This window comes from Streptomyces sp. NPDC048606 (assembly GCF_040650855.1).
GTDB lineage: Bacteria > Actinomycetota > Actinomycetes > Streptomycetales > Streptomycetaceae > Streptomyces.
Map to the genome: position 1 here is coordinate 127,098 of NZ_JBEZIB010000009.1, position 24,955 is coordinate 152,052.

General features: G+C 73.1%; 21 protein-coding genes. 5 read left to right on the forward strand and 16 right to left on the reverse strand.

What is annotated here, in order from left to right; genetic code table 11:
* Positions 1 to 123 precede the first annotated feature (123 nt).
* A complete protein-coding gene (locus AB0D01_RS12330; RefSeq protein ID WP_363055060.1) occupies positions 124 to 708 on the forward strand; it encodes a 50S ribosomal protein L25/general stress protein Ctc in 585 nt (194 codons plus the stop codon).
* Between the two features lie 99 nt (positions 709 to 807).
* Positions 808 to 1,401: an aminoacyl-tRNA hydrolase gene (gene pth / locus AB0D01_RS12335; protein ID WP_363055061.1), complete on the forward strand. Its 594-nt coding sequence runs from the start codon at positions 808 to 810 to the stop codon at positions 1,399 to 1,401.
* Between the two features lie 120 nt (positions 1,402 to 1,521).
* Here pth and ppc read toward each other — a convergent pair whose 3' ends face one another.
* Positions 1,522 to 4,215: a phosphoenolpyruvate carboxylase gene (ppc, locus tag AB0D01_RS12340; RefSeq protein WP_363055167.1), complete on the reverse strand. Its 2,694-nt coding sequence runs from the start codon at positions 4,213 to 4,215 to the stop codon at positions 1,522 to 1,524.
* 432 nt (positions 4,216 to 4,647) lie between these two features.
* Here ppc and AB0D01_RS12345 point away from each other — a divergent pair, with 432 nt between their 5' ends.
* On the forward strand, positions 4,648 to 5,640 hold the full coding sequence (locus AB0D01_RS12345) for an acyl-CoA desaturase (protein WP_363055062.1): 993 nt from the start codon (positions 4,648 to 4,650) through the stop codon (positions 5,638 to 5,640).
* Positions 5,637 to 6,311 carry a TetR/AcrR family transcriptional regulator gene (locus AB0D01_RS12350; RefSeq protein ID WP_363055063.1) on the forward strand — a complete coding sequence of 225 codons (675 nt, stop codon included), beginning with the start codon at positions 5,637 to 5,639 and terminating at the stop codon, positions 6,309 to 6,311. The genes AB0D01_RS12345 and AB0D01_RS12350 overlap by 4 nt, the downstream gene beginning before the upstream one ends.
* Before the next feature lie 93 nt (positions 6,312 to 6,404).
* On the opposite strand, the gene AB0D01_RS12355 is transcribed toward AB0D01_RS12350, so the two are convergent.
* A complete protein-coding gene (locus tag AB0D01_RS12355) occupies positions 6,405 to 6,770 on the reverse strand; it encodes a VOC family protein (RefSeq protein WP_363055064.1) in 366 nt (121 codons plus the stop codon).
* Positions 6,771 to 6,772: 2 nt separating this feature from the next.
* Complete coding sequence (locus AB0D01_RS12360; protein WP_363055065.1) at positions 6,773 to 7,660, reverse strand: trans-aconitate 2-methyltransferase; 888 nt, start codon at positions 7,658 to 7,660, stop codon at positions 6,773 to 6,775.
* Between the two features lie 146 nt (positions 7,661 to 7,806).
* Here AB0D01_RS12360 and AB0D01_RS12365 point away from each other — a divergent pair, with 146 nt between their 5' ends.
* The gene (locus AB0D01_RS12365; protein WP_249766361.1) at positions 7,807 to 8,304 is read left to right on the forward strand and encodes a MarR family transcriptional regulator; all 498 of its coding nucleotides are present in this window, start codon (positions 7,807 to 7,809) and stop codon (positions 8,302 to 8,304) included.
* Here AB0D01_RS12365 and AB0D01_RS12370 read toward each other — a convergent pair.
* The 13 genes from AB0D01_RS12370 to rsmI form a co-directional block, all read right to left on the reverse strand.
* Positions 8,263 to 9,051, reverse strand: a complete 789-nt coding sequence (locus AB0D01_RS12370; protein WP_363055066.1) for a response regulator transcription factor — start codon at positions 9,049 to 9,051, stop codon at positions 8,263 to 8,265. The two genes, AB0D01_RS12365 and AB0D01_RS12370, sit on opposite strands and share 42 nt — an antisense overlap.
* Positions 9,052 to 9,515: 464 nt before the next feature.
* Entirely contained in the window at positions 9,516 to 10,478 is a 963-nt protein-coding gene (galE, locus tag AB0D01_RS12375) for a UDP-glucose 4-epimerase GalE (RefSeq protein ID WP_363055067.1), read from the reverse strand.
* 89 nt (positions 10,479 to 10,567) lie between these two features.
* On the reverse strand, positions 10,568 to 11,338 hold the full coding sequence (locus AB0D01_RS12380; RefSeq protein WP_363055168.1) for a LuxR C-terminal-related transcriptional regulator: 771 nt from the start codon (positions 11,336 to 11,338) through the stop codon (positions 10,568 to 10,570).
* A gap of 135 nt (positions 11,339 to 11,473) precedes the next feature.
* A complete protein-coding gene (locus AB0D01_RS12385; RefSeq protein ID WP_363055068.1) occupies positions 11,474 to 13,216 on the reverse strand; it encodes a PQQ-binding-like beta-propeller repeat protein in 1,743 nt (580 codons plus the stop codon).
* A 64-nt stretch (positions 13,217 to 13,280) separates the two neighbouring features.
* A complete protein-coding gene (locus tag AB0D01_RS12390) occupies positions 13,281 to 14,948 on the reverse strand; it encodes a PQQ-binding-like beta-propeller repeat protein (protein ID WP_363055069.1) in 1,668 nt (555 codons plus the stop codon).
* A 188-nt stretch (positions 14,949 to 15,136) separates the two neighbouring features.
* Positions 15,137 to 16,933, reverse strand: coding sequence for an ABC-F family ATP-binding cassette domain-containing protein (locus AB0D01_RS12395; RefSeq protein ID WP_363055070.1), 1,797 nt, complete (start codon positions 16,931 to 16,933; stop codon positions 15,137 to 15,139).
* 41 nt (positions 16,934 to 16,974) lie between these two features.
* Positions 16,975 to 18,312, reverse strand: coding sequence for an acyltransferase (locus AB0D01_RS12400; RefSeq protein WP_363055071.1), 1,338 nt, complete (start codon positions 18,310 to 18,312; stop codon positions 16,975 to 16,977).
* Between the two features lie 69 nt (positions 18,313 to 18,381).
* On the reverse strand, positions 18,382 to 19,269 hold the full coding sequence (locus AB0D01_RS12405; RefSeq protein ID WP_363055169.1) for a 4-(cytidine 5'-diphospho)-2-C-methyl-D-erythritol kinase: 888 nt from the start codon (positions 19,267 to 19,269) through the stop codon (positions 18,382 to 18,384).
* A gap of 65 nt (positions 19,270 to 19,334) precedes the next feature.
* Complete coding sequence (gene rsmA / locus AB0D01_RS12410; RefSeq protein ID WP_363055170.1) at positions 19,335 to 20,174, reverse strand: 16S rRNA (adenine(1518)-N(6)/adenine(1519)-N(6))-dimethyltransferase RsmA; 840 nt, start codon at positions 20,172 to 20,174, stop codon at positions 19,335 to 19,337.
* Positions 20,175 to 20,302: 128 nt separating this feature from the next.
* A complete protein-coding gene (locus AB0D01_RS12415) occupies positions 20,303 to 22,042 on the reverse strand; it encodes a ubiquitin-like domain-containing protein (protein ID WP_363055072.1) in 1,740 nt (579 codons plus the stop codon).
* A 113-nt stretch (positions 22,043 to 22,155) separates the two neighbouring features.
* Positions 22,156 to 23,091, reverse strand: coding sequence for a TatD family hydrolase (locus AB0D01_RS12420; RefSeq protein ID WP_363055073.1), 936 nt, complete (start codon positions 23,089 to 23,091; stop codon positions 22,156 to 22,158).
* Positions 23,092 to 23,208: 117 nt separating this feature from the next.
* Positions 23,209 to 23,607 carry a hypothetical protein gene (locus AB0D01_RS12425; RefSeq protein WP_363055171.1) on the reverse strand — a complete coding sequence of 133 codons (399 nt, stop codon included), beginning with the start codon at positions 23,605 to 23,607 and terminating at the stop codon, positions 23,209 to 23,211.
* A 292-nt stretch (positions 23,608 to 23,899) separates the two neighbouring features.
* Positions 23,900 to 24,748: a 16S rRNA (cytidine(1402)-2'-O)-methyltransferase gene (gene rsmI, locus AB0D01_RS12430; protein ID WP_363055172.1), complete on the reverse strand. Its 849-nt coding sequence runs from the start codon at positions 24,746 to 24,748 to the stop codon at positions 23,900 to 23,902.
* Positions 24,749 to 24,955 lie beyond the last annotated feature (207 nt).

A 24,955-nucleotide genomic window follows, 5' to 3' on the forward strand; every position in this document is an offset into this window, starting at 1 on the left:
TGCTCGGCGAGGGAGGCCGTACCTGTTTTCCGGTACGGAGGCTCCGTTATCGACGCGCTCTTCGTAGCAGGCCGTTCAGGCCGGGTGACTTTCGTCCGTTCCGTCACCCCACGAGGAGTGAGCATGTCCGAGATCAAGCTTTCCGCTTCCACGCGCACCAACTTCGGCAAGGGCGCCGCCCGTCAGGCCCGTCGCGACGGCCTGGTCCCCGGTGTCATCTACGGTCACGGCACCGCCCCGAAGCACGTCGACGTCGAGGGCCACGGCCTGATGATGGCCCTGAAGACCCCGAACGCCCTGCTCTCCCTGGACATCGCGGGCGACGGCACCGAGCTGGTCATCCCCAAGGCCGTCCAGCGCCACCCCGTCAAGCGCACCCTGAGCCACGTCGACTTCCTCATCGTCAAGAAGGGCGAGAAGGTCACCGTCGAGGTTCCCGTCGTGACCGAGGGCGACCTGGCCGCCGGCGGCAACCTGCTGGAGACCCTCCTGACGACCGTCTCCGTCGAGGCCGAGGCCACCCACATCCCGACCGAGATCACCGTCTCCATCGCGGGCCTGGAGGCCGGTGCCACCGTGCACGCCTCCGACCTGGTCCTGCCGGCCGGCACCACCCTGGCCGTCGACGGCGAGACCGCCGTCCTGCAGGTCGTCGCCCCGCAGGCCGAGGAGCCGGCCGCCGAGGCCGCCGAGGGCGACGAGGCCTGAGCCTCGCCCCACCCCCTCAGCAGTTGCTGACCGACCGCCGTCCGGCTCCACTGGAGCGGGACGGCGGTCGTTCTCGTTCACGGTATTGAGGAGCTTTTGATGTCGGACGACGCGGCACCCTGGCTGATCGTCGGCCTCGGGAACCCCGGCGCGGAGTACGCGGGCAACCGCCACAACATCGGGTTCATGGTCGCGGACCTGCTGGCCGAGCGCATCGGCGGCCGGTTCAAGGCCCACGGCAAGGCACGGGCCCAGGTCGTCGAGGGCCGCATCGGCCCGCCCGGGCCGGCGAGCCGCCGGATCGTGCTGGCCAAGCCCATGTCGTTCATGAACCTGTCGGGCGGGCCGGTCACGGCGCTGCGCGACTTCTACAAGGTGCCCACCGACCGGATCCTCGCGATCCACGACGAACTCGACATCGACTACCCGACCCTGCGCCTGAAGCTGGGCGGCGGGGACAACGGCCACAACGGGCTGAAGTCGATGACGAAGGCGATGGGCCCCGACTACCACCGCGTGCGCTGCGGCATCGGCCGCCCGCCGGGCCGCATGCAGGTCGCGGACTTCGTGCTGAAGGACTTCTCCTCCACGGAGCGCAAGGACCTCGACTGGTTCGTGGACCGCTCCGCCGACGCGGTGGAGTGCCTCCTCGCGGAGGGCCTGGAACGCGCGCAGTCGACGTACAACTCCTGACCCCACCTCCCCGTACGGCGTACGAAGTACAGTGCACGAAGTACGGCGTACGGAGAGACGCGAAGGCCCCCGCACCCCGGGAGACCGGGTGTGCGGGGGCCTTCGCGCGTACGGGGAGCGTCAGCCGGTGTTGCGCAGACCGGCGGCGACACCGTTGACGGTCAGCAGCAGGGCGCGCCCCAGCAGCGGGTCCGCCTCCTCGCCGCGGGCGGCGGCGGCGCGCTGACGGGCCAGCAGCGAGACCTGGAGGTAGGAGATCGGGTCCAGGTAGGCGTCGCGGACGGCGAACGTCTGCTGGAGGACGGGCTGGGAGTCCAGCAGCTTCTCCCCGCCGGTGATGCGCAGCACCTCGCGGACGGTCAGCTCGTGCTCGGCCTCGATGCGGGCGAACACGTGCTTGAGGTTCTCCGGCACCAGCGTGTCGACGTAGTGGCGGGCGATCCGCAGGTCCGTCTTGGCCAGCGTCATCTCGACGTTGGACAGGAAGTTGCGGAAGAAGTGCCAGCGCTCGCCCATCTCCGCCAGCGCACCGTCCTGACCGGCCTCGCGCAGCGCCTTCAGGCCGGAACCGACGCCGTACCAACCGGGGACGATCTGACGGGACTGGGTCCAGCCGAACACCCACGGGATCGCGCGCAGGCCGTCGAGGCCGGCGCCCGAGTCGGGCCGGCGGGAGGGCCGGGAGCCCAGGTGCAGGTCGGCGAGCTGGTCCACCGGGGTCGCCGCGAAGAAGTACGCCGGCAGGTCCGGGTCCTCGACGAGCGCGCGGTACGCGCCGTGCGCGGCGTCCGAGACGACGTCCATGGCGGCGTCCCAGCGGGCCAGGTCGTCGTCGGACTGGCGGGGGGCCGTGTGCAGGGCGGAGGCCTGGAGGGTGGCCGCGACGGTCAGCTCCAGGTTCTCCCGGGCCAGCGACGGCACCAGGTACTTGTCGGAGATCACCTCGCCCTGCTCGGTGACCTTGATCTCGCCCTCCAGGGTGCCCCAGGGCTGGGCGAGGATCGCGTCGTGCGAGGGGCCGCCACCACGGCCGACGGTGCCGCCGCGACCGTGGAAGAGGCGCAGGCGCACGCCGTAGCGGTGGGCGACGTCGCGCAGCCGGCGCTGGGCGCGGTGGATCTCCCACTGCGAGGTGGTGATGCCGCCGAACTTGGAGGAGTCGGAGTAGCCGAGCATGACCTCCTGCACGTCCCCGCGCAGCGAGACGAGGCGGCGGTAGGACGGGTCCGCGAGCATCTCGTCGAGGATGACGTCGGCGGCGCGCAGCTCGTCGGTGGTCTCCAGGAGCGGGACGATGCCGATCTTGGCCCAGCCGGCGTGCAGGTCGAGCAGACCGGCCTCGCGGGCGAGGACGGCGGCGGCGAACACGTCGTCGGCGCCCTGGCACATCGAGATGATGTACGACTCGATGACCTCGGGGCCGAACTTCTCGAAGGCGTCCTTGATCGCGCCGAAGACGCCGAGGGTCTTGGCGCCGGCGGCGTCGAGCGGGGCCGGGGTGGGGGCCAGCGGGCGGCGCGAGCGCAGCTCCTTCGCCAGCAGCTTCTGCCGGTAGTCGCGCGGCATGTCGGCGTAGCGCCACGACTCCTCGCCGAGCCGGTCGAAGAGCTGGCCGAGGGCGTGGTGGTGGGCGTCGGCGTGCTCGCGCACGTCCATGGTGGCGAGCTGGAGGCCGAAGGCGGCCAGCGTGCGGATGGTGCGGTCCATGCGGCCGTCGGCGAACAGGGCGCCGCGGTGCTCGCGCAGGCTGGTCTGGATCAGCGTGAGGTCGGTGAGCAGCTCGGCGGTGCCGAGGTAGTCGCGACCCTCCTCGTGCGGGATGCCCTTGGCGAGGCGCTCGCGGGTGTTGAGGAGCTTCTGGCGGATGCAGGTGGCCTTGAGCCGGTACGGCTCCTCGGCGTTCAGCCGCTTGTAGCGGGGGCTGATCTCCGGGAGGCGCTCCAGGTCCGCCTGGAGGGAGGTGAGGAGCTCCTCGGTGGCGCCGGTGTAGCGGATCGAGTTCGACAGCAGGCCGCGCAGGAAGTCGACCAGTTCGAGGGCGTCGGTGATGCCGTGCTCGTGCTGGAGGATCAGGACGTCGCGGGTGACCTCGGGGGTGACGTTCGGGTTGCCGTCGCGGTCACCGCCGATCCAGGTGCCGAAGGTCAGCGGACGGGTGCCCGCGGGCAGCTCGACGCCGACGCGCTGGAGCTCGGCGGCGAGGTCCTCCAGGACGTCGCCGACGGCGCCCGCGTGCAGCTCGTCGAGGTAGTAGATGGCGTTGCGGGCCTCGTCGGCCGGCTCGGGGCGCACGACGCGCAGCTCGTCGGTCTGCCAGACGAGGTCGATGTTCTCGGCGAGCCGCAGGTCGTGGCGGCGGCGCTCGCCGGCGCCGGAGACGGGCTCCTCCAGCAGGGCGGCGATGCGGCGCAGCTTGTTCAGGACGCTGCGGCGCGCGGCCTCGGTGGGGTGCGCGGTGAAGACGGGCCGGACGTTGAGGTTGCGGACCGTGTCGCGCAGGTGCTCGGGGTCGGCGTCCTTCAGCATGTCCGCGGTGCGGGCCAGGAGGCCGCCCTCGGCGGCGCGGTGGGCGCGCAGCTCCTTGCCGCGGTGCACCTGCTCGGTGACGTTGGCGAGGTGGAAGTAGGTGGAGAAGGCGCGCACCAGCTTGGCGGCGGTCTCCAGGTCGGTGTCGCCGAGCAGCGCCGCAGCGGCTTCGCCGTCGGTGCGGGTCAGGGCGCGTACTTGCTCGACGAGGTCGAGGAGGTCCTGCCCCTCCTGGCGTACGAGCGTCTCGCCGAGGAGGTCGCCGAGGCGACGGATGTCCGCGCGCAGCTCCGCGTTGGCGTTCTCGGCGGAGGTCGTCGGCGCCGACGGGGCGGCGGGGGTGGCGGGGACCTGGTCAGCACTGCTCACAGGTGCGGCTCCTTGCAGTGTTCGAGCGCTACTGGGCGGTGGGTTCCCGGCTGCGCGCGGCGGCGCCGCTTCGATGTGCAGCCCGGACTACCCGTGCGGACCGCGCTGTCCGACGACACCAGGATAGGTGTCCCGTACCTGTGCCCCGGCAGAGCCCGCCCGTCCGGGCCCGGCGCGGGTCGCGACGGGGGTGCGGCGCGGCGCCTGCGCGGGTCGTGGCAGGGGGGTGGTGCGGGGGCGGGTCCTCTTGCCGGGTGCCGGAGCTTTGCCATACTTACGATGCCGTAGGTTACGGATCCGTAGGGTCCGTGGGCCCGGCACCTGCCGACTCTCACCCCCCAGGGGACCCCCATGACCATCAGTCCCGATCTCATCGAGGACGCCTCGTCGTCCTCCCCGACCCCGGGCGCGGCGGACGACGCCTCCGCGACCCGCGGCGGTGAGCAGAAGCGGTCCGTCGAGCAGATCGCGCTGCTGCTGTTCATCACCGTGCCCTTCCTGGCGTTGCTGGCGGCGATCCCGCTGGCCTGGGGCTGGGGGGTGAGCTGGCTGGACGTCGGCCTGATGGTGTTCATGTACTTCCTGGCCTGCCACGGCATCACCATCGGCTTCCACCGCTACTTCACGCACGGTTCCTTCAAGGCGAAGCGGCCGCTGCGGATCGCGCTGGCGATCATGGGGTCGATGGCGGTGGAGGGGCCGCTGGTGCGCTGGGTGGCGGACCACCGCAAGCACCACAAGTACTCCGACCACGAGGGTGACCCGCACTCGCCGTGGCGGTTCGGCGAGACCGTGCCGGCGCTGATGAAGGGCCTGTGGTGGGCGCACATCGGCTGGCTGTTCGACGAGGAGCAGACCAACCAGCAGAAGTACGCGCCCGACCTGATCAAGGACCCGGCGATCCGGCGGATCTCGCGCGACTTCGTGTTCTGGACGATCTTCTCGCTGGCGATCCCGCCGGTGGTCGGCGGTCTGGTGACGATGTCGTGGTGGGGCGCGTTCACCGCCTTCTTCTGGGGCTCGCTGGTGCGCGTGGCGCTGCTGCACCACGTGACGTGGTCCATCAACTCGATCTGTCACGCGGTGGGCAAGCGGCCGTTCAAGTCCCGCGACCGCTCCGGCAACGTGTGGTGGCTGGCGGTGCTCTCCTGCGGCGAGTCCTGGCACAACCTGCACCACGCCGACCCGACTTCGGCACGGCACGGGGTGCTGCGCGGTCAGGTCGACTCCAGCGCACGGCTGATCCGCTGGTTCGAACAGCTGGGCTGGGCCACGGACGTGCGGTGGCCGTCCGAGGCGCGCATCGACGCCCGGCGCAAGGAAAAGACGTCGAACGCGGCATGATGGGGGACGTGGCGATCGACGGCAGCAGTTCCAGCAGCGACAAGCCCCGGCGGGGCCGCCGGGTCCGGATGACGGGCGCCGAGCGGCGCCAGCAACTGCTGGACATCGGCCGCACCCTGTTCGCGGAGAAGGGGTTCGAAGGCACCTCGGTGGAGGAGATCGCGGCGAAGGCCGGGGTGTCCAAGCCGGTGGTGTACGAGCACTTCGGCGGCAAGGAGGGCCTCTACGCGGTGGTCGTGGACCGCGAGATGCGCCAGTTGCTGGACGGCGTGACCGGGGCGCTGACGGCGGGGCACCCGCGTGAGCTGCTGGAGCAGGCGGCGTTCGCACTGCTCGACTACATCGAGAACTACACGGACGGCTTCCGGATCCTGGTCCGGGACTCGCCCGTGGCCCAGTCGACGGGTACGTTCGCCTCGCTGATCAGCGACATCGCCACGCAGGTGGAGGACATCCTCGGGCTGGAGTTCAAGGCCCGGGGCTTCGACCCCAAGCTGGCCCCGCTCTACGCGCAGGCGCTGGTCGGGATGGTGGCACTGACCGGGCAGTGGTGGCTGGAGACGCGGCGGCCGAAGAAGGCCGAGGTCGCGGCGCACCTGGTGAACCTGGCCTGGCACGGGCTGGAGAACCTGGAGGCCAAGCCCCGCCTGGTGGGCCACCGCAAGAGCTGAGCGCACGCGAGGGCGGCGGCGCGCACGCCCCGAACGCGACGGCGCCCCGTCACCGGAGGTCCGGTGGCGGGGCGCCGTCGCGTCGGGCGGCGGTCAGATCGCGACCGCCTCCAGGAACTCCAGCCGGTTGCCGACGGGGTCCTCGGTGTGGAACCGGCGCTCACCCGGGAGGTTGTCGTCCCACAGCACCTCGACGCCGGCTTCCCGGAGTCTGCGCGCGATCCCCTCGATGTCGACGACCCTCAACCCGGGGTGCGCCTTGCGGGCCGGCCTGAAGTCCTCTTCCACCCCCAGGTGCAGCCGGACGTCGCCCGCGGCGAACCAGCAGCCCCCGCGCGCGGCGAGGACGGGCGGTTTGGAGACCTCGGTCATGCCCAGGACGTCGCGGTAGTAGGCGCGCAGCCTCTCCTCGGACCCCGGTGGCGCGGCGAGTTGGACGTGGTCGACGGCGATCAGCACGGTCAGGCCTCCTTGCGGGCGACGGCGAAGATCCGCCGGAACGGGAAAACGGTGCCGCGCGGCCCCGTCGGGTAGGCCTGGCGCAGCAGGTCCCGGTACTCGGACAGGAAGCCCTCCACGGCCTCGTGGTCCTCGCCGAGGGCGGTGAGCACGGGCCGCAGCGCCGTCCCCTTGACCCAGTCGAGCACCGGGTCGGCGCCCTGGAGGAGCTGGTGGTAGGTGGTCTCCCAGACGTCCACGGCGCATCCCAGCTCGGTGAACCGGGCGAGGTACTCGGCCGGTTCGAGGAGGTGGACGTAGCGGGCGCCGTGCCCGGCGAGCCGGTCGCGCCACCTGGGCGTGTCGCACAGTTCGGCGAGCAGCCGGTGGCTGGGGGCGGTGAAGTTGCCGGGGATCTGGAAGGCGAAGGTCCCGCCGGGGCGCAGCCCGTTGATCCAGGCGGCGAAGGAGCCGGGGTGGCTGGGCACCCACTGGAGGGCGGCGTTGGAGACGATGAGGTCGTAGGTCTCCTCGGGCATCCAGTGCGCGAGGTCGGCGTGGCGGAAGTCGAGCCGGCCCCCGCCGGGGGTGGGGCCCCCGTACTCGGCGCCGGCGCGGTGGAGCATCTCCGGGGAGAGGTCGAAGCCGGTGATGTGGGCGTCGGGCCAGCGCTCGGCGAGCAGGGCCGTGACGTTGCCGGGGCCGCAGCCGAGGTCGGCGATGCGCGCGGAGCGGTCGGCGCCCGCGGCGGCGTGGGGGAGCTCGGGTATCCGGGTCAGCAGGTCGAGGAAGGGGCGGGTCCGGTGACCCGCGTGCCGCAGGTACTGCTGGGGGTCCCAGACGGGCGCGGAAGGGCCGGAGTCCTGGAATGCCGTGGGGTGCGGCACGGCCGGCGCGATGTCGGAATGCATGTTCGAGCCTCCCTACTGGTGGGGCGGTCGGAAGCGGAAGCGTTTCCGGCACCCTCCATGCCCCATGGTCGCCCAGACTATATCTCGATGTCAAGATTCTCGACTTCAAGAGACTTCACATCGACAGACCCCTTACACTGATCGGCATGGAGGACGAGGTCGACCGACTGGTCGCGGCATGGCGGCGAGAGCGCCCTGACCTCGACGTGGAACCGCTCGAAGTGCTCAGCCGGGTCAGTCGGCTCGCGCGCCACCTCGACCGCGCCCGCAGGCTGGCCTTCTCCGAGCACGGCCTGGAACCGTGGGAGTTCGACGTCCTGACCTCGCTGAGGCGCGCGGGAGCGCCCTACCAGCTCTCCCCCGGCCAATTGCTGACGCAGACGCTCGTCACCTCGGGCACCATGACGAACCGCATCGACCGGCTCGCCAAGAAGGGCCTGGTCGAGCGCCTGCCCGACCCCAGTGACCGGCGCGGGGTACTCGTGCGGCTCACCCCCGAGGGGCGCGACCGCGCCGACCAGTCGCTCGCCGGGCTGCTGGCCCAGGAACGCGCGATCCTGGCCCAGCTCTCCACGGCCCAACGGGTCGACCTCGCGGGACTGCTACGCCAGTTGACCGCTCCGTTCGACAACATCCCCGGCTAGCTCCGCCGGCCGCACGCCCGCCCTGCGGGCCAGCGCCACGGCGGCGAGCGTCGAGTGCACGCCGAGCTTGCCCAGCACGTTCTGCATGTGGGTGCGGACGGTGTGCGGGGACAGGAACAGGCGCGCGGCCACGTCCTTGCGCCCCAGCCCGGCCACCATGCAGCGCAGCACCTCGTGTTCGCGCGGCGTGAGGGACTCCACGAGCCGTTCGCTGTCGCTGCGGTGCTTGCGCGCGGCCGTCAACTCCCGCAGCACCCCGGTGAGCAGCGCGGGCGGCAGGTGCGTCTCCTCCCGCAGCACCCCGCGTACGACGGCCAGCAGGCGGGACAGCGAACAGTCCTTGGCGACCCAGCCGGAGGCCCCCGCCTGGAGGGCGAGCGCCGCCCGCCGGGGATCGTCGCGCTCGGCGAGGACCACCGTACGGACGCCCGGATGGGCCGCGCGCACGCCCGCGACCAGCGCGATCCCGTCGGACGGCGGCGCGGGCCCCGGACCCGGCACGGGACCGGAGCCGGGCGCGCGCTGGATCGGCAGGCCGACGGCGGCCACGCCCGCGCCGAGGTCGGCGTCGACGAGCAGCACGTCGAAGCGGCGCCCTTCGGCCGCTGCGCGATCCAGGCAGCGCGAGGCGGCGGGACCGCTGCCCGCCGCGGACACGTCCACGTCGGGCTCGGCCGCGAGCGCGGCTGCCAGAGACTCGGCGAAGATGCGGTGGTCGTCGACCACCAGGACCCGGATACGAACCACAAAACCCCCAAGGGTCGGGGAACGGACGACTACGGGTACGACGCCCGGACCAGGTGGCCCACAAGGAGTCGCGGCCGCCGCCGAGACATCTGTGCAACTACCCCGGACCGGACGCCGTACCCGGCGTGTCTCGACCCCTGAATCAACACCGGCCCCCACCGGTGTCACGCATCAGCGTAGAGCCGCCCGCGCCTCGCGGTTGGCCGAATAGCAGAAGTTTTTCCAGCGATTTTCCCGTGGGTGGGTACGCAACGGCCGCCCGGGTGGCCGGATTTCGCCGGTCAGGCGAATACCGGGGGCGATACGTCGACCGGCGCGTGCCGCGGGCAGTTGCACGGAGGTCGATTCACCCGGCGTACGCACGCCGGGCGCCCGCGCACGGCGCCCGACCACCGCGCCCGCCGCACGCACGCGCGCCCCCCGTACCGCAGTACGAGGGGCGCGGGGCGCGGAGCCGTTCGCGGTCAGCGCCGGCGGCGGGCGAACTCCCAGGCGTCGGTGACGATGCGGGTGAGGTCGGAACGGGTGGGCGTCCAGCCGAGGCGCTCGTGGGCGGCGCGCGCGGAGGCGACGAGGACCGCCGGGTCGCCGGCCCGGCGCGGGGCGACGACCTCCGGGATCTCCCGGCCGGTGACCTTGCGGACGGTCTCGATGACCTCCCGGACCGAGAAGCCGTTGCCGTTGCCGAGGTTGCAGACCAGGTGCTCGCCCGGGGCCGCGACGCGCAGCGCGGACAGGTGGGCCTCCGCGAGGTCGGCGACGTGGATGTAGTCGCGTACGCAGGTGCCGTCGGGGGTCGGGTAGTCGTCGCCGAACACCGAGATCGACTCGCGCTCGCCCAGCGCGACCTGGAGGACCAGCGGGATCAGGTGGGTCTCGGGGTCGTGGCGTTCGCCGAACGCGCCGTACGCGCCGGCCACGTTGAAGTAGCGCAGGGAGACGGCGGCGAGGCCGTGCGCCGCGCACTCCCCCGCGATCATGTGGTCGACGGCCAGCTTCGAGGCGCCGTAGGGGTTGGTGGGGGCGGTGACGGATTCCTCGGTCAGCACGCCGTCGACGGGCTCGCCGTAGGTGGCCGCGGTGGAGGAGAAGACGAGCGTGCCCACGCCGGCCTCCCGCATCGCGGTGAGCAGCGCCAGGGTGCCGCCGACGTTGTTGTCCCAGTACTTGCCGGGGTTGACCACGGACTCGCCGACCTGCGAGGAGGCGGCGAAGTGCAGCACCGCGTCGTAGGAGGGGTCCAGGTGGGCCGCGGCGTCCTGGACGCGCCCGTTGACCAGGCGGGCGCCGGGGGGCACGCCCTCGCCGAAGCCGGTGGACAGGTCGTCGAGGACGGTGACCTCGTGGCCGGCCTGCAGGAGGTGGGCCGCGACGACGCCGCCCACGTAACCGGCGCCGCCTGTGACCAGGTACTTGCTCACTCGCACTCCCACTGTTCGCGGACGCACGCGGACGCGCGTGCACGCACTGGCTTACCGGATGACGCGCCTCCGGGGAAATTCGCGGTCGGGGCGTCTCACACGCCCGAGGGCCGCGCCTGCCGCGGCACGCCGTCGCGCGCCGGCAGACCGTCCCGTGCCGGTACGCCGTCCCGCGCCGGCTCGGCGCTCTGCTCCCGCCCCGGCAGCACCGCCCGTTCCAGCAGCCCCGTACGGGCGGCGAGTGCGGCGGCCTCCAGGCGCGATCCCACGCCCAGCTTCATCAGGACCCGCTGGACGTGCGTACGGGCCGTGCTCGGCGCGATCTCCATCCCGGCGGCGATGAGTCGGGTGTCCTCGCCCTCCGCGACCCGTACCAGCACCTCCACCTCGCGCGGGGTGAGCAGCCGCAGCAGCCGGCTGCCCTCGTCGTCGGGCTGGGCGGAGGGGTTGAGCAGTTCGGCGAAGGCCGCCTGCAGGAGCGGCGGGGAGATGGCCACCTCTCCGCCCCGCGCCTTGGCCAGGGCCCGCTCGACGCCCTCGATGCGCTCGTCCTGGCGTACGTAGCCGCAGGCCCCGGCGGCGAAGGCGGCCGCGATCCCGCGCGGGCTCGGGACGGGTCCCAGGACGACGACGGCGATCTGCGGGCGTTCGCGTCTGATGCGGACGACGGGCTCGAACACCCCCGGTTCGGCGGGGGTCGCGGTGCCGAACAGACAGACCTCGGGGGCCCGGCTGATGACCAGTTCGGCCGCGCCCGCGGCCGGTGCCGCGGCGGCGAGCACCCGGTGCCCGCGCAGTTTCAGGGCCGAGGCGAGCGCCTCGGCCAGCAGCCGGTGCTCGTCGACCACCATGACCCGTACGCCCATCAAGGCTCCCACCCCAGATCCTTCTGACCCGGCAAGCTACACGCTTGTTCGACGGAGCGTGCCCGATACCGCGCGAAAGCCCCCGGAAGGGCTGACCTTCCGGGGGCTTCGTGGCGCGTGTTCGACGGTGCTCCGTCAGCTGGCGGTGAAGGAGATGAAGAGGAACTCCGGATCGCCGTTGTCGGAGTACGGCTTGCGCACGTTGGTGCGCGAGATGAAGAACTTGCCGTTGTGGTAGCGGAACTCCGAGTGGTTCAGGGAGAAGCCGGACTCGGCCCGCTGGCTGGCCTTGTCGGCCGGGTTCTGCATCAGCAGGGTCTGCTTCATCGTCACCGGGTCGATGCTGACGACCTGACCGCCCGCGTTGTAGGGGGCGAGCTTGTGGGCGATGATCTGCGACCCGTCCATGCGCAACGGGTACATGGTGTACCGCTCGCCGGCGTCGGCTCGGTCGGTGGTGGCCTTGCCGGTCTCCAGGTCGAAGGAGACGATCTCGTTGGTGCGGCCGGAGGAGGTCGCGCCCTGGTGCTCGTACGAGGGCAGGTAGACCTTGCCGTTGCCGACGACGATGTTGCGGCACTGCTCGACCTCGGTGGCCGGGCACTCGGGGGCGTAGTTGCCCTCGGACAGGCCGATGCGGGTCTTCAGCTGACCGGCGTCGTCGACGACGAACAGGTCGCTGACGCCGGTGGCGTTCTTGGCGGTCTTGCCGACGTCGGCCGCGACGATGAGCGGCTTGGTGGAGATGATGCTCGCCCACTCGATGCCCGGGGACAGCTTGTAGGAGGACTTCGGGGCGCCGCTGGTCGGGTCGAGGACCTGAGCCAGCAGGCTCTGGTTGGGCGAGCGGCCGCACTTGCGCAGGACGGCGAGGGCCTCGCCGCCCGCGTAGCCCATGTCGTAGCAGCCTTCGCCGTCGACCTTGGGCAGCCACAGGGACTTGCCGTCGGCGAGGTTCCAGGCGGCGCCGCCGCTGGTGCCGGCGGCGGCGACGGTCTGGCCGCTGATGGTGACCTCGGAGAGCCGCACCGGCTTGTCGCCGCCGGTGGCCGACTTCGCGGAGGCGGACCACAGCAGCTTGCCGGTGTTCAGGTCGATGACGCCGACCTGGGTGCACTGGGGGTACTTCTGCTGCTCGGTCGCCGGGCCCTCCTCGAAGAGGATGGCCGACTTGTTGTCGCTGATGTGCTTGGTCGCGCCGCAGACGTTGGCGGGAAGCGGGGTCTCCCACTTCTTGCCGCCGTCGACGAGGTTGTAGCCGACGACCTTGCCGATGTCCGACTTGATGTAGGTGGTGTCGGTCAGCCAGGAGCCGTCCACGGAGATCACTTCGGCCGGCGTCGGGCTCGGCACGTTGACCAGCGTCTTCGACTTGGGGTTCGCCGGGACCTTCTCGGTGCCGGGCGCGCCGGCCGGGGGCTTGTCCCCGTCGGGCGAGCCGCTCGGGCCGCCGTCGGCGGAGGGCCGGTCGGCGCCGGACTCGTCGCCGGAGACGTACCAGAAGCCGGCGCCGACGATCAGGACCATGGACAGCAGGGCCGCGCCGACGATCATCAGCTGGGTGCGCTTGTCACCGCCGCCGCCCGACGTACCGCCGCCGACCGGCGGCACCGGCGGGGCCTGCACCGTGGCCGGCTGCTGCGGGTAGCCGTAGCCGGGCTGGTCCTGCGGGTAGCCGTACGCGGGCTGCGCCGTCGGCTGCGGGACCGTCGGCGGGACGGGCGGCGCGGCCGGCGGCATGGGCGGCTGCGCGGGCGGCGTCGGGGTGGGGCCGCCGAAGCCACCGGCGGGCGGCGCCGGCGGGGGCCCGCCGAAACCGCCGGAGGGCGGCTGGTTCGGGGGCTGCCCGGGGGGCGGCGGGGTGCTCGGGGTACTCATCGGGGGGTGTACTGCCTCTCGGTGGGCGGCGCGGTGGGCGGCTGGGTCGACTCGGTGGACTCGTTCACTTGCCGAAGGCCATGAGGAGCTTCTCGTCCTTGCCGTTGGCGGTCAGATCGGTGACGGACAGGAAGAAGCGCCCGTCCACGTAGGCCCGCCGGGAGAACATGAAGGAGCTCTCGATCTTCGCGGCCGGTCCCGAGGGCAGCTTCAGGAGCGTCTTGGGCGCGCCCCCGGCCGCCGCCAGGGAGACGATCTCGCCGGGTTCGTTGTAGGCGCCCAGGCGGTAGGCGGTCACCTGGCCGTTGCCGGCGCTCAGGTTGAAGATGCTCTTCTTCTCACCGGCCGCGTGGCGCCACTTGACCTTGCCGGAGCCGATGTCGAAGGCGACGACCTCGTTGTTCTTGCCGTTGTCCGTGGTGGTGTTGAGGTAGAGCGTGTCCCCGTCGACGGCGGAGGTGCCGCAGGCCTGGAGGTCCTCGCTGCTGCCCACACCGCAGTTGATCTCGAAGGAGCCCTGGGCGTCCATGCTGGCGCGCTTCTGCCCCGTGTCGGTCAGCGCGAGGACGGCGCGCTTGTTGGCGTCGCGGTCGCGCAGGTCGAGGACGGGCGGGGAGACGGAGTAGACGCCCGCGACGTCGTAGCCCTTGGGCAGCTTGTAGGACCAGGTCTTCTTGCCGGTGACCGGGTCGGCGTCCTGGATCTCGACGGTGCGGTCCGCGTCGGCGCAGTAGGAGAAGCCGAGCATCCGGCCGTTGCCGGCGGCGTACCGGTCCGGGCGGCAGCCCTCCTTGACGTCCTTGCCGGCGAACAGCTTGTCGCCGGTGCTGATCCGGTAGGCGCTGGTGCCGCCCATCCGGTTGAAGGCGACGGTGTCACCGGTGAGGGTGACGTCGGCGTTGATGTCGCCGTCGAAGATGCCTTCCTTCTCCAGCGGCTTCGTCCAGATCTCCTTGCCGGCCTTCAGGTCGACGAGCTTGATCTGGTTGCAGTTGGCGTTGGCGCCCTCGCCGCCGTCCTGGACCATGACGACGGTCCTGCCGTCGGGCGTGATCTGGTCGGTGAAGCCGCAGATCTCCGCCTTGAGGTCGAGCTTCCACTTCTCCTTGGCGTCGGTGACCGCGTAACCGACGATCGATTTGTCGACCGTCTTGATGACGGTGTCGCCGAGCACCCACATGCCCTTGGTCGGGATGCCGGCGCCGGGGCCCTGGAGCGCGGCCGTCTTCAGCCACAGCACCTTGTCCTCGCCGGGCTTGCGGCCGGCGTTGAGGTCGGTCTGCTCGACGGAGCCGTTGCCGCCCTTGCCGTCGCCCTTGTCGACGCTCGCGGAGGCGGACGGCTGCGGGTCGGCGGAGGCCGGACCCTGCGCGACCGGCTTGTCGGAGCCGGAGTCGCCGAACGCGAACCAGGCCCCGGTGCCCAGGACGAGGACGCCCGCGACGGCCGCGGCGATCACGACGGCGGTCTTGCGCCGGCCGGCGCCCGGAGCGCCGGGACCGCCCGGAGCGCCGGGAACCGGCGGACCCGGGGGCATGCCGGGCGGCGTACCGGGAGGCGGGAAGCCGTAGCCGCCCTGCTGCTGGGCCATCGGCACCGTCGGCGGCTGCGGCTGCGCGTACGGGTTGGCGCCCTGCGGCGGGAAGCCGTAACCCTGCTGGGGCGGACCCGGCAGGTGGCCGTAACCGGAAGGCGTGGGCGGCTGGTTCGGCGGCTGGGGCGGCTCGGTCATCAGCGCATACCTTCGGCTTCGGCGTGATCGGAAAGGACACGGGGGTCGAGAAGAACCGAACCTTTCTATCACTGGTGGCCGACATGCGACGGGCCGGTCGCACCCCTGTTCCCAAGGTCGGACCGGCCCGTGACGCGGCCGTTATCACGCCCCCGGGCGTCCTCGCGGACGCTCCGGGGCGCCGGAAATCAGGCCTCCTCGGCCAGTTCCAGCCAGCGCATCTCCAATTCGTCCCGCTCCGCGATGAGTTCGCGCAGCTCCGCGTCGAGCTTGGCGACCTTGTCGTAGTCGGTGGAGTTCTCGGCGATCTGCGCGTGCAGGTTCGACTCCCGGTCCGACATCTTGTTGAGCTGCCGCTCGATCTTCTGGAGCTCCTTCTTCGCGGCGCGCGAGTCGCCCGAGGAGGAGGTCTTCGCGGCGGCCGGGGCGGGCGCCGGGGCGGCCGCCTCGATCATCCGCTGCCGGCGCTCCAGGTACTCGTCGAGACCGCGCGGCAGCATCCGCAGGGTGGCGTCCCCGAGGAGCGCCATCACCGTGTCGGTGGTGCGCTCGATGAAGAACCGGTCGTGGGAGATCACGATCATCGAGCCGGGCCAGCCGTCGAGGAGGTCCTCCAGCTGGGTCAGGGTCTCGATGTCGAGGTCGTTGGTGGGCTCGTCGAGGAACAGGACGTTCGGCTCGTCCATCAGCAGGCGCAGGATCTGCAGCCGGCGCCGCTCGCCGCCGGAGAGGTCGCCGACGGGCGTCCACTGCTTCTCCTTGGTGAAGCCGAACTGCTCGCACAGCTGGCCCGCCGTCATCTCGCGGCCCTTGCCGAGGTCGACCCGGTCGCGGACGCGCTGGACGGCCTCCAGGACGCGCAGCGAGGGGTCGAGTTCGCCGACCTCCTGCGAGAGGTAGGCGAGCCTGACGGTCTTGCCGACGGTGATCTCGCCGGCCGCCGGCTGGGTCTCGCCCTGGGTGCGGGCGGCCTCGGCGAGGGCCCGCAGCAGGGAGGTCTTGCCCGCGCCGTTGACGCCGACGAGACCGACGCGGTCACCGGGGCCCAGGTGCCAGGTGAGGTGCTTGAGGAGGGTCTTGGGCCCGGCCTGGACGGTCACGTCCTCCAGGTCGAAGACCGTCTTGCCCAGGCGGGCGTTGGCGAAGCGCATCAGCTCGGACTTGTCGCGCGGCGGCGGCACGTCGGCGATCAGCTCGTTCGCCGCCTCGATGCGGTAGCGCGGCTTGGAGGTGCGGGCCGGGGCGCCGCGGCGCAGCCAGGCCAGCTCCTTGCGCATCAGGTTCTGCCGCTTGACCTCTTCGGTGGCGGCGATCCGCTCGCGTTCGGCGCGGGCGAAGACGTAGTCGCTGTAGCCGCCCTCGTACTCGAAGACGTCACCCCTCTGGACGTCCCACATACGGGTGCAGACCTGGTCGAGGAACCAGCGGTCGTGGGTGACGCACACCAGGGCCGAGCGACGGGTCTGCAGGTGGCCGGCCAGCCAGGAGATGCCCTCGACGTCGAGGTGGTTGGTGGGCTCGTCGAGGACGAGGAGGTCCTGGTCGGCGATGAGGAGCTTGGCCAGGGCGATGCGGCGGCGCTCGCCACCGGACAGCGGGCCGATGACGGTGTCGAGGCCCTGGCCGAAGCCGGGCAGGTCGAGGCCGCCGAAGAGACCGGTGAGCACGTCACGGATCTTGGAGTTGCCGGCCCACTCGTGGTCGGCCATGTCGCCGATGATCTCGTGGCGGATCGTGGCCCGGGGGTCGAGGGAGTCGTGCTGGGTGAGCACGCCCATGCGCAGGCCGCCGTTCTGGGTGACCCGGCCCGTGTCGGGTTCCTCCAGCTTGGCCAGCATGCGGATCAGGGTGGTCTTGCCGTCGCCGTTGCGGCCGACGACACCGATCCGGTCCCCCTCGGACACGCCGAGGGAGATGCCGTCGAGCAGGGTACGGGTTCCGTACACCTTGCTGACTGCCTCGACATTGACCAGATTGACGGCCATCAGACGCGCTCCAGGGAAGGGGTGTGGATCAGCCCCTCAGCCTAACCCTCCGCGCGGGGCCCCGACCGTTCCACCAGGAGCCGGCCGCCGACCGCCATCGCGATCGCCACCGGCGCGGTGATCGGGAAGGCGATCAGGGTGGCGCTGTGCCCCTCCAGCAGGCCGCCGAGTCCGGTCATGGACAGTCCCAGGACCCCCAGCAGGCACAGGGTCACCCCGACGGCGGCGACGGGACCGCGACCCGACCCGCGACCGGGGGCGGGGGCGGAGGTGCGCCCGTCCCGGTGGACGGGGTTCTCGAAGCGGCGGAAGCAGGCCACCAGCAGCGCGGTCAGGGCGGCGGCGAGCAGGATCCGTACGGGCACCTGCGCCCACCAGCCGGCGGTGGCCGGCTCGGGCAGGGCCAGACCCAGGGCGAGCTGGGCGGCGTACACGCCCAGCATGGCGGTGAGGTGCCACAGGAAGCCGGTCATCGCGACCCCGTTCGCGGCGACGACGCCCCGCCACACCCGCGGCCGCTCCAGCCACGCCCCGGCGGGCCGGGCGAGGAGCTGCACCGCGCCCACGAGCCACACGCCGTGGCACAGCAGGACCAGCGTGGGCGGGGCCATGTTGGAGACCTTCTCCCCCGGCATCCCGACCATGGACAGCGGATACGGGCCGAGGGCGACGAGCGCCACGGCGCCGGCGAGACCGGCGACCGCCAGGAGCGCGGGCCGGCGCAGGCGCCCGTCGGCGCGCAGGAAGCCGAGCTGGTGCACGGCGAGCCACACCAGGGCGAAGTTCAGGAACTCCACGTACGGGACCCCGTAGGCGAACCGCAGGACGTCGACCAGCGCGGCCGCGCCCGCCAGGGCCGCGAAGGCCGCCCAGCCGTGGCGGGCGTGCAGCCTCAGCATCGGCGGCGTGAGGGCGACCATCGCCAGGTAGATCCCGATGAACCACAGCGGTTGGGTGACCATCCGCAGCGCGGCCCCGGCCAGCCGGCCGTCGTCCGCGCCGGCGAGCTGCACGAGGAGCGCGCCGGCCGTCCAGACGAGGACGAAGACCAGCGTGGGCCCCAGCAGTCGGCGCAGCCGCGCCCGCAGGAAGGCGGCGTAGACGGGCCGGCCCTCGGCGCGACGCTCCGTCGAGCGGTACGACAGGGCGTGCGAGAACCCGCCGACGAAGAAGAACACCGGCATGACCTGCAGCCCCCAGGTGAGGACCTGGAGCGGCGGGACGAGCGCGAGCAGGTTCCCTATGCCGTCGGCGCCGACCGCGGCCATCAGCCAGTGACCGAGCACGACCGTGGCGAGGGAGAGGACCCGCAGCAGGTCGACGTAGCGGTCCCGGGAGGCGGGCGTGGCCGCGGCCATGGCGCGTGCGCTGACTGTCATGGCGCCACGATCGCCCCGGGCGCCCTCCCGCCGACAGGGCGCTCGTACTCATTTCCGCCTGGGTACCCCTCAGGCCAGGACGGTCGCCCCCGGGGCGGGCGAGGACGTGACGCGGGTGGCCCGGCAGGTGCCGGAGGCCTCCAACGCCGCCGCGACCTTCGCCGCGGACTCGGCGTCGCGCACCAGGAACGCCGTCGTGGGCCCGGAACCGGACACCAGCGCGGCCAGCGCGCCCTCGGCCGTGCCCGCGGCCAGCGTGTCGGCGAGCCGCGGGCGCAGCGAGACGGCGGCCGGCTGAAGGTCGTTGGCCAGGGTGGCGGCGAGGGCGTCCGGGTCGCCGGAGGCCAGGGCCGCCAGCAGCGCCGGGGAGGCCTCGGGGGCGGGGACGGCGGTGCCTTCGGTCAGCCGGTCGAACTCGCGGAACACGGCCGGGGTGGACAGCCCGCCGTCGGCGACCGCGAACACCCAGTGGAAGGTGCCCGCCTCGACGGGGGTGAGGACCTCGCCGCGCCCGGTGCCCAGCGCGGCCCCGCCGACGAGGCTGAACGGCACGTCGCTGCCGAGTTCCGCGCAGATGTCGAGGAGCTCGGCGCGGGGGGTGTCGAGGCCCCACAGCGCGTCGCAGGCCAGCAGGGCGGCGGCGCCGTCCGCGCTGCCGCCGGCCATGCCGCCGGCGACGGGGATGTTCTTGGCGATGTGCAGGTGCACGTCCGGGGCCAGCCCGTGGCGGGCGGCCAGCAGCTCGGCGGCCCGCGCGGCCAGGTTCGTACGGTCCAGGGGGACCTGGTCGGCGTCGGGGCCGGCGCAGGTGACCGTCAGCGCGTCGGCGGGCGTGGCGGTGACCTCGTCGAAGAGGGAGACGGCCAGGAAGACGTTGGCGAGGTCGTGGAAGCCGTCGGGGCGGGCGGCGCCCACGGCGAGCTGGACGTTGACCTTCGCGGGGACGCGTACGGTCACGCCTCGGGGGGCGTCGGCGTTCACGGCCTCGGCGTTCACGCCGCGGGGGGCGTCGGCGCGGTCGCTCACAGCGCGGGCCTCTCCGCCGCCGGCTTGTGCTCGGCGATCGCCGCGAACTCCTCCACCGTCAGGGACTCCCCGCGGGCCTGCGGCGAGATCCCGGCGGCGACGAGCGCCTCCTCGGCGCCCGCGGCCGAACCGGCCCAGCCGGCCAGCGCGGCGCGCAGGGTCTTGCGGCGCTGCGCGAAGGCGGCGTCGACGACGGCGAAGACCTCGGCCTTGGAGGCGGTGGTCTTGATCGGCTCCGTCCGGCGCACCAGCGAGACCAGGCCGGAGTCGACGTTGGGGGCGGGCCAGAACACCTTGCGGCCGATGGCCCCGGCGCGCTTGACGTGCGCGTACCAGTTGGCCTTGACGGAGGGGACGCCGTAGACCTTGTTGCCCGGTTCGGCGGCGAGCCGGTCGGCGACCTCGGACTGCACCATGACGAGGGTCCGCTCGATGCTCGGGAAGCGGTCGAGCATGGTCAGCAGCACGGGCACGGCCACGTTGTACGGCAGGTTCGCGACGAGCGCGGTCGGCGCGGGGCCGGGCAGCTCGGTCACCAGCATCGCGTCGGAGTGCACGAGCGCGAAGCGGTCCGCGCGCTCGGGCATGCGCGCCGCGATGGTGGCGGGCAGCGCGGCGGCGAGGATGTCGTCGATCTCCACGGCGACCACCCGGTCGGCGGCCTCCAGCAGGGCGAGCGTCAGCGAACCGAGGCCCGGTCCGACCTCGACGACCACGTCGTCCGGCCGCACCCCGGCGGTGCGCACGATCCGGCGGACCGTGTTGGCGTCGATGACGAAGTTCTGGCCCTTCTGCTTCGTCGGCCGTACGCCGAGGACCTCGGCCAGTTCCCGGATGTCGGCCGGCCCGAGGAGGGCCTCGAAGGCGCTCTCCCCGCCCTGCCCGGACGGCTCGGCCGAGCCGGTCGGGCCGGTCTGGCCGGACGTCTCGTCGGACGGCTGTGCTGACTGCTGCTCTGCGGTGCTCACCGGTAAAGCCTACGGCCGCAGTGGGGCCACGGACTCGCCCCCCGCTGCACGTACAGCTTCTTCGCCCGGTACGTCTGCTCGCTGCCCGACGCGTCCTGCGGGCGGCCGTCGCCGCCGAGGGACCTCCAGGTCGCGACGTCGAACTGGTAGAGGCCGCCGTAGGTGCCCGACGGATCGGTGGCCGAGGCCCGGCCGCCGGACTCGCACTGGGCGAGCGCGGCCCAGTCGAGCCCGTCGGCGCCGGCGACGGAGGTGGGGAGCTGCTTCGTGCCCACCCTGACGAGCTGGTGCACGGGCTCGCGCACGACCTCCTCGGCGACCTTGCGCGGCTGCTGGCGCACCCCGTTGACGGTGCGCAGGCTGTACGTGACGCGGCGCGCCCCGGGTCGTCCGGCGCGTTCGACGACCTCGGTGCCGGCGAAGACCGTGTCGTCCTCGACGCGTTCGGTCGTGTACGGGATGCGTTCCTCGCGGACCTCGCGGGCGCCGGTGATGCGCAGGACGGTGACGGTCTGGCCGTCGCGGGGGAAGGAGTCCGGGGCGACGGAGGTGGTGTCCTCGCCGTGGAGGCTGATGCCGGCCTGGTCGAGGGCCTCGCGGACGGTGGCGGCGTTGGTGCGGATGGTGCGTTCGCGGCCGTCGGCCATGAAGGTGACGCCGCGTTCGGTGCGGACGCTGAGGTCGATCCCGGAGCGCGGCACGGGCGCGGTGCGCGGGGCGGACAGGAAGGCGCCCTCGACGCGTACGCCGAGCTGGCGCAGGGCGCCGTCGACGGTGCGGGCGGTGGTCCACACCTGGCGGGAGGTGCCGTCGAGGGTCAGGCGCAGGGGGCGGCCGTAGCGGACGACGATCTCCTCGCCGTCGTCGAGGTCGGAGCCGCGGGCGGGGGCGACGAGGTCGTGGGGGCCGACGCCGAGGCCTTCGGAGGCGAGGAGTTCGTCGACGCTGCCGGCGAAGGTGTGCAGGGTGCGCGGAACCCCGTCGACGGAGAGGCGTACGGCCTTGTCGGCGGCGACGAAGGCGCTGGTGCCGCCCGCGAGGAAGGCGACGACGAGGGCCTGGGGGACGAGGCGTCGCCAGTTGTCGCCGGCTCCGGCGCCGGGGGGACGGCCGGTGCGGGTGCGGCCGGCCCGCTTGCGCCGGCCGCCGGAGCGGGGGCCGGGAACGGTACCGGCCGCGGGGGTGGGGGCGGGGGGTGCGGCGGGGTCCCGGTCGGTGGTCGCGTCGGGCGGGCCGAGGGTGGGGCGCGGGGCGCGGCGCCGGCCGGAGGGGCGGCGTACGTCGGCCTGCCCGTCGCCGGCCGCGTGCGCGGCCTCGGCCTCGGCGGCGGTGGCGGCGGCGGTTGTGGGGGGCGGCGTCGGGGCCGGGGCGGCTCGGCGGCGGCGGGGCGCGGGTTCCGGGGCCTTGCGGCGGCGGGCGGCACGGCCCTCGCCGCGGGGCGCCGGCACGGCGGACTCGGCGGGGGCGGGGTCCGGGTCGGCCGGGTCGGGGTCGGGGTGGAACCCGGAGTCGAGGCCGGCGTCGAAGGCGGGGTCGAGGCCGGAGTCGAAGGCCGGGTCGAAGGCGGAGTCGAGGCCGGGGTCGAAGGCGGGCGCGTCCGGGGTCAGGAGCGGGCCGGGCCGGCCCCCGTCGCCGGAGCGGGGGCCGTACTCCCCGTCGGGGTGGGGCAGGGGGCCGGGGTCCGGTGCGGTCCCCGGCCAGGAGGCACGGCGGTGACTGCCCTGGGTTTCGCTCACGTCGCTCGCTCCACTGGTCCGGCCCCGGCGGGTTGGGGCACGGCACCCTAGCGGGAGCGACCGTCACGCGCCAAAGCCGTTCGACTACCCAGCGTGTCGGACGAACGGGCGTGTCAGTAGTCGAAAGCGCGCGCCGTGTTGGCCGCGAGGGCCGTCGCCATGGCGTCCTCGTCGATCCCGCGGACCGCGGCCATCGCCCGGACCGTCAGCGGGATGAGGTACGGCGCGTTGGGCCGACCGCGGTACGGCGCGGGGGTGAGGTAGGGGGCGTCGGTCTCCACCAGGACGCGGTCCAGCGGGGACACCGCGAGGGCCTCGCGCAGGGCGCCCGCGTTCTTGAAGGTGACGGTGCCGGCGAAGGACAGGTAGTAGCCGGCGGCGGCGCACTCCCGAGCCATCTCCGCGTCCCCGGAGTAGCAGTGGAAGATCGTCCGCTCGGGGGCCCCCTCCTCGCGCAGGACGCGCAGCACGTCGGCGTGAGCGTCGCGGTCGTGGATGACGAGCGCCTTGCCCCGGCGCTTGGCGATCTCGATGTGCGCCCGGAAGGAACGCTCCTGCGCGGCCATGCCCTCGGGACCGGTGCGGAAGTGGTCCAGGCCGGTCTCGCCGACCGCCTTCACGTGGTCGAGGGTCGCCAGCGCCTCGATCTCGGCCAGGGCCTCGTCCAGGGCCGCCTGGCCGCCGCCGGGTCGGGCGCCCTGCCGCGACCAGCCGTCGGGGTCGCCGTGGACGATCCGGGGGGCCTCGTTCGGGTGGAGGGCCACCGCCGCGTGGACGTTGTCCCAGGCGGCGGCCGTCTCGGCGGCCCATCGCGAGCCCTTCACGTCGCAGCCCACCTGGACCACGGTGGTCACGCCCACGGAGGCGGCCTTCGCGAGGCCCTCCTCGACGGTGCCGGCCTGCATGTCGAGGTGGGTGTGCGAGTCCGCGACCGGCACGCGCAACGGCTCGGGGAGCGGCGGCGGGGTGTCCTTGGAAGCCTTCGAGGAGGAGGCGGGGGCGCCGGCGGAACCGGAGGGAGAAGGGGAGGAGGAAGGGCTGGGGCTCATACGGCCGATCTTATGACCGGCCGCACGAGCCCGTCGGGGCCGAGGATCCGCACGGCACCCCGTACGCCGTACGTCGTGCACCGTACGTCGTACACCGCACGGAGAGGGTCGGCGGGACTACCCGCGGCGCAGGAATCCCAGCAGGCGGGCGAAGGGTCCGCGGCGCTCCTGGGAGGCGTCGACGGCCACCGGCCCGGGGGAGTCGTGCTGCGGCCGGGCCTTCGGCGGCTTGTGCGCCTTGGGCGTGCGGGGCTCGGAGGCGCCCGCCGGCACCGGACCGGCTATCCCGGGGGCAACGCGGTGGTGGTAGAGCCGGTCGAGGGTGCCGAGCACCGAGGAGACCTGTCCCTCGCGCATGATCCGCACGACGTGGCCGCCGCAGTTCATGCAGGTCGGGTTGGAGAGCGGCGACGGGACCCGCTCGCCGTCGGCGGTGTACACGATGAACGCCTCGCCCCGCGCGTCGACGTGGTGCTCGATCTCGTAGCCCTGCTCCCACGCGTAGCCGCACTTCATGCAGGCGAAGGAGTAGGCCTCGTGCACGGTCGGCACGGCGCCCGCGGCCGGCGCGGGAGTCGTGGCGGGCGCGACGGCGGGCGCGGGAACGGGTACGGACGCGGGTACCGGGGTCTCTGCGATCTCACTCATGCCAGCTCCTCTTGTTCCACTGGTGCCACTGCCAGTGGACGCCTCTTCGGGCGGGAGCGCATCAGGCCCTGTCTACTGTTGGACGGTCTTTGGGTGACTCATTCCCAAAACGCCCGGTGCGCGGTCTGAGCTTTGCCATTCAGGTTAGCTCTTTACCGACTTACGGCACCTTTTGTGCCGCGTTCTTTGCCGCCACGACCGCGTCGAAGACCTCGCGCTTGGGTAGGCCGACCTCGGCCGCGACGGCGGCGATCGCCTCCTTGCGCCGCTCGCCCGCCTCCTCGCGTACCCGTACGCGGCGCACGAGTTCCTCCGCGTCCACATCGCCGGGGACCGCCGCGGGCGCCCCCTCGACGACGATGGTGATCTCCCCGCGCACGCCCTCGGCGGCCCACTGCGCGAGCGCGCCGAGCCCGCCGCGCTTGACCTCCTCGTAGGTCTTGGTCAGCTCCCGGCACACGGCCGCCCGCCGGTCCGCGCCGAACACCTCGGCCATGGCGGCCAGGGTGTCGTCGAGCCGGTGCGGGGCCTCGAAGTAGACGAGGGTGCGCCGCTCGTCGGCCACCTCGCGGAGCCGGCCGAGGCGCTCGCCCGCCTTGCGCGGCAGGAAGCCCTCGAAGCAGAAGCGGTCCACGGGCAGCCCGGACAGGGCGAGCGCGGTCAGCACGGCGGAGGGCCCGGGGACGGCGGTGACCCGGATGTCCTTCTCGACGGCGGCGGCGACGAGCCGGTAGCCGGGGTCGGAGACCGAGGGCATCCCGGCGTCGGTCACCAGCAGCACCCGCTTGCCGGCCTCCAGGGCCTCCACCAGCTCCGGGGTGCGGGCGGACTCGTTGCCCTCGAAGTACGACAGGACACGCCCGGTCGTGTACACGCTGAGGCCCTGCGTCAGGCGGCGCAGCCGTCGGGTGTCCTCGGCGGCGATCACGTCGGCGCGTTCCAGCTCGGCGCCCAGGCGCGGCGGCGCGTCGGCGAGGTCGCCGATCGGGGTCCCGGCGAGGACGAGCACGCCGGATCCGTCGGACCCGCCGGCGCCGGACGGGGTGGAGGGGGACGCTTCGGTGCGGCGCGGCTGCTCATCTGTCACCGGTGCATTGTCTCATCGGCGCCCGCACCGCCCCCGGGCGCCGCCGGGGCCCCTCCGCGAGCCCGCGCGGCGGCGACCGGCGCGCACGGGCCGGGCACGCGGGGCGCACGAGGTGCATGGGGTGCATGG

Excerpts from the sequence above, each read along its gene's own strand:
- AB0D01_RS12365 (WP_249766361.1), top strand. The coding sequence starts at position 7,807 with ATGGAGGACGAGGTCGACCGACTGGTCGCGGCATGGCGGCGAGAGCGC.
- AB0D01_RS12330 (WP_363055060.1), top strand. The coding sequence starts at position 124 with ATGTCCGAGATCAAGCTTTCCGCTTCCACGCGCACCAACTTCGGCAAG.
- AB0D01_RS12385 (WP_363055068.1), bottom strand. The coding sequence starts at position 13,216 with ATGAGTACCCCGAGCACCCCGCCGCCCCCCGGGCAGCCCCCGAACCAG.
- AB0D01_RS12390 (WP_363055069.1), bottom strand. The coding sequence starts at position 14,948 with ATGACCGAGCCGCCCCAGCCGCCGAACCAGCCGCCCACGCCTTCCGGT.
- AB0D01_RS12380 (WP_363055168.1), bottom strand. The coding sequence starts at position 11,338 with ATGGGCGTACGGGTCATGGTGGTCGACGAGCACCGGCTGCTGGCCGAG.
- AB0D01_RS12425 (WP_363055171.1), bottom strand. The coding sequence starts at position 23,607 with ATGAAGTGCGGCTACGCGTGGGAGCAGGGCTACGAGATCGAGCACCAC.
- AB0D01_RS12360 (WP_363055065.1), bottom strand. The coding sequence starts at position 7,660 with ATGCATTCCGACATCGCGCCGGCCGTGCCGCACCCCACGGCATTCCAG.
- AB0D01_RS12400 (WP_363055071.1), bottom strand. The coding sequence starts at position 18,312 with ATGACAGTCAGCGCACGCGCCATGGCCGCGGCCACGCCCGCCTCCCGG.
- AB0D01_RS12350 (WP_363055063.1), top strand. The coding sequence starts at position 5,637 with ATGATGGGGGACGTGGCGATCGACGGCAGCAGTTCCAGCAGCGACAAG.
- pth (WP_363055061.1), top strand. The coding sequence starts at position 808 with ATGTCGGACGACGCGGCACCCTGGCTGATCGTCGGCCTCGGGAACCCC.
- AB0D01_RS12345 (WP_363055062.1), top strand. The coding sequence starts at position 4,648 with ATGACCATCAGTCCCGATCTCATCGAGGACGCCTCGTCGTCCTCCCCG.
- AB0D01_RS12395 (WP_363055070.1), bottom strand. The coding sequence starts at position 16,933 with ATGGCCGTCAATCTGGTCAATGTCGAGGCAGTCAGCAAGGTGTACGGA.
- AB0D01_RS12420 (WP_363055073.1), bottom strand. The coding sequence starts at position 23,091 with ATGAGCCCCAGCCCTTCCTCCTCCCCTTCTCCCTCCGGTTCCGCCGGC.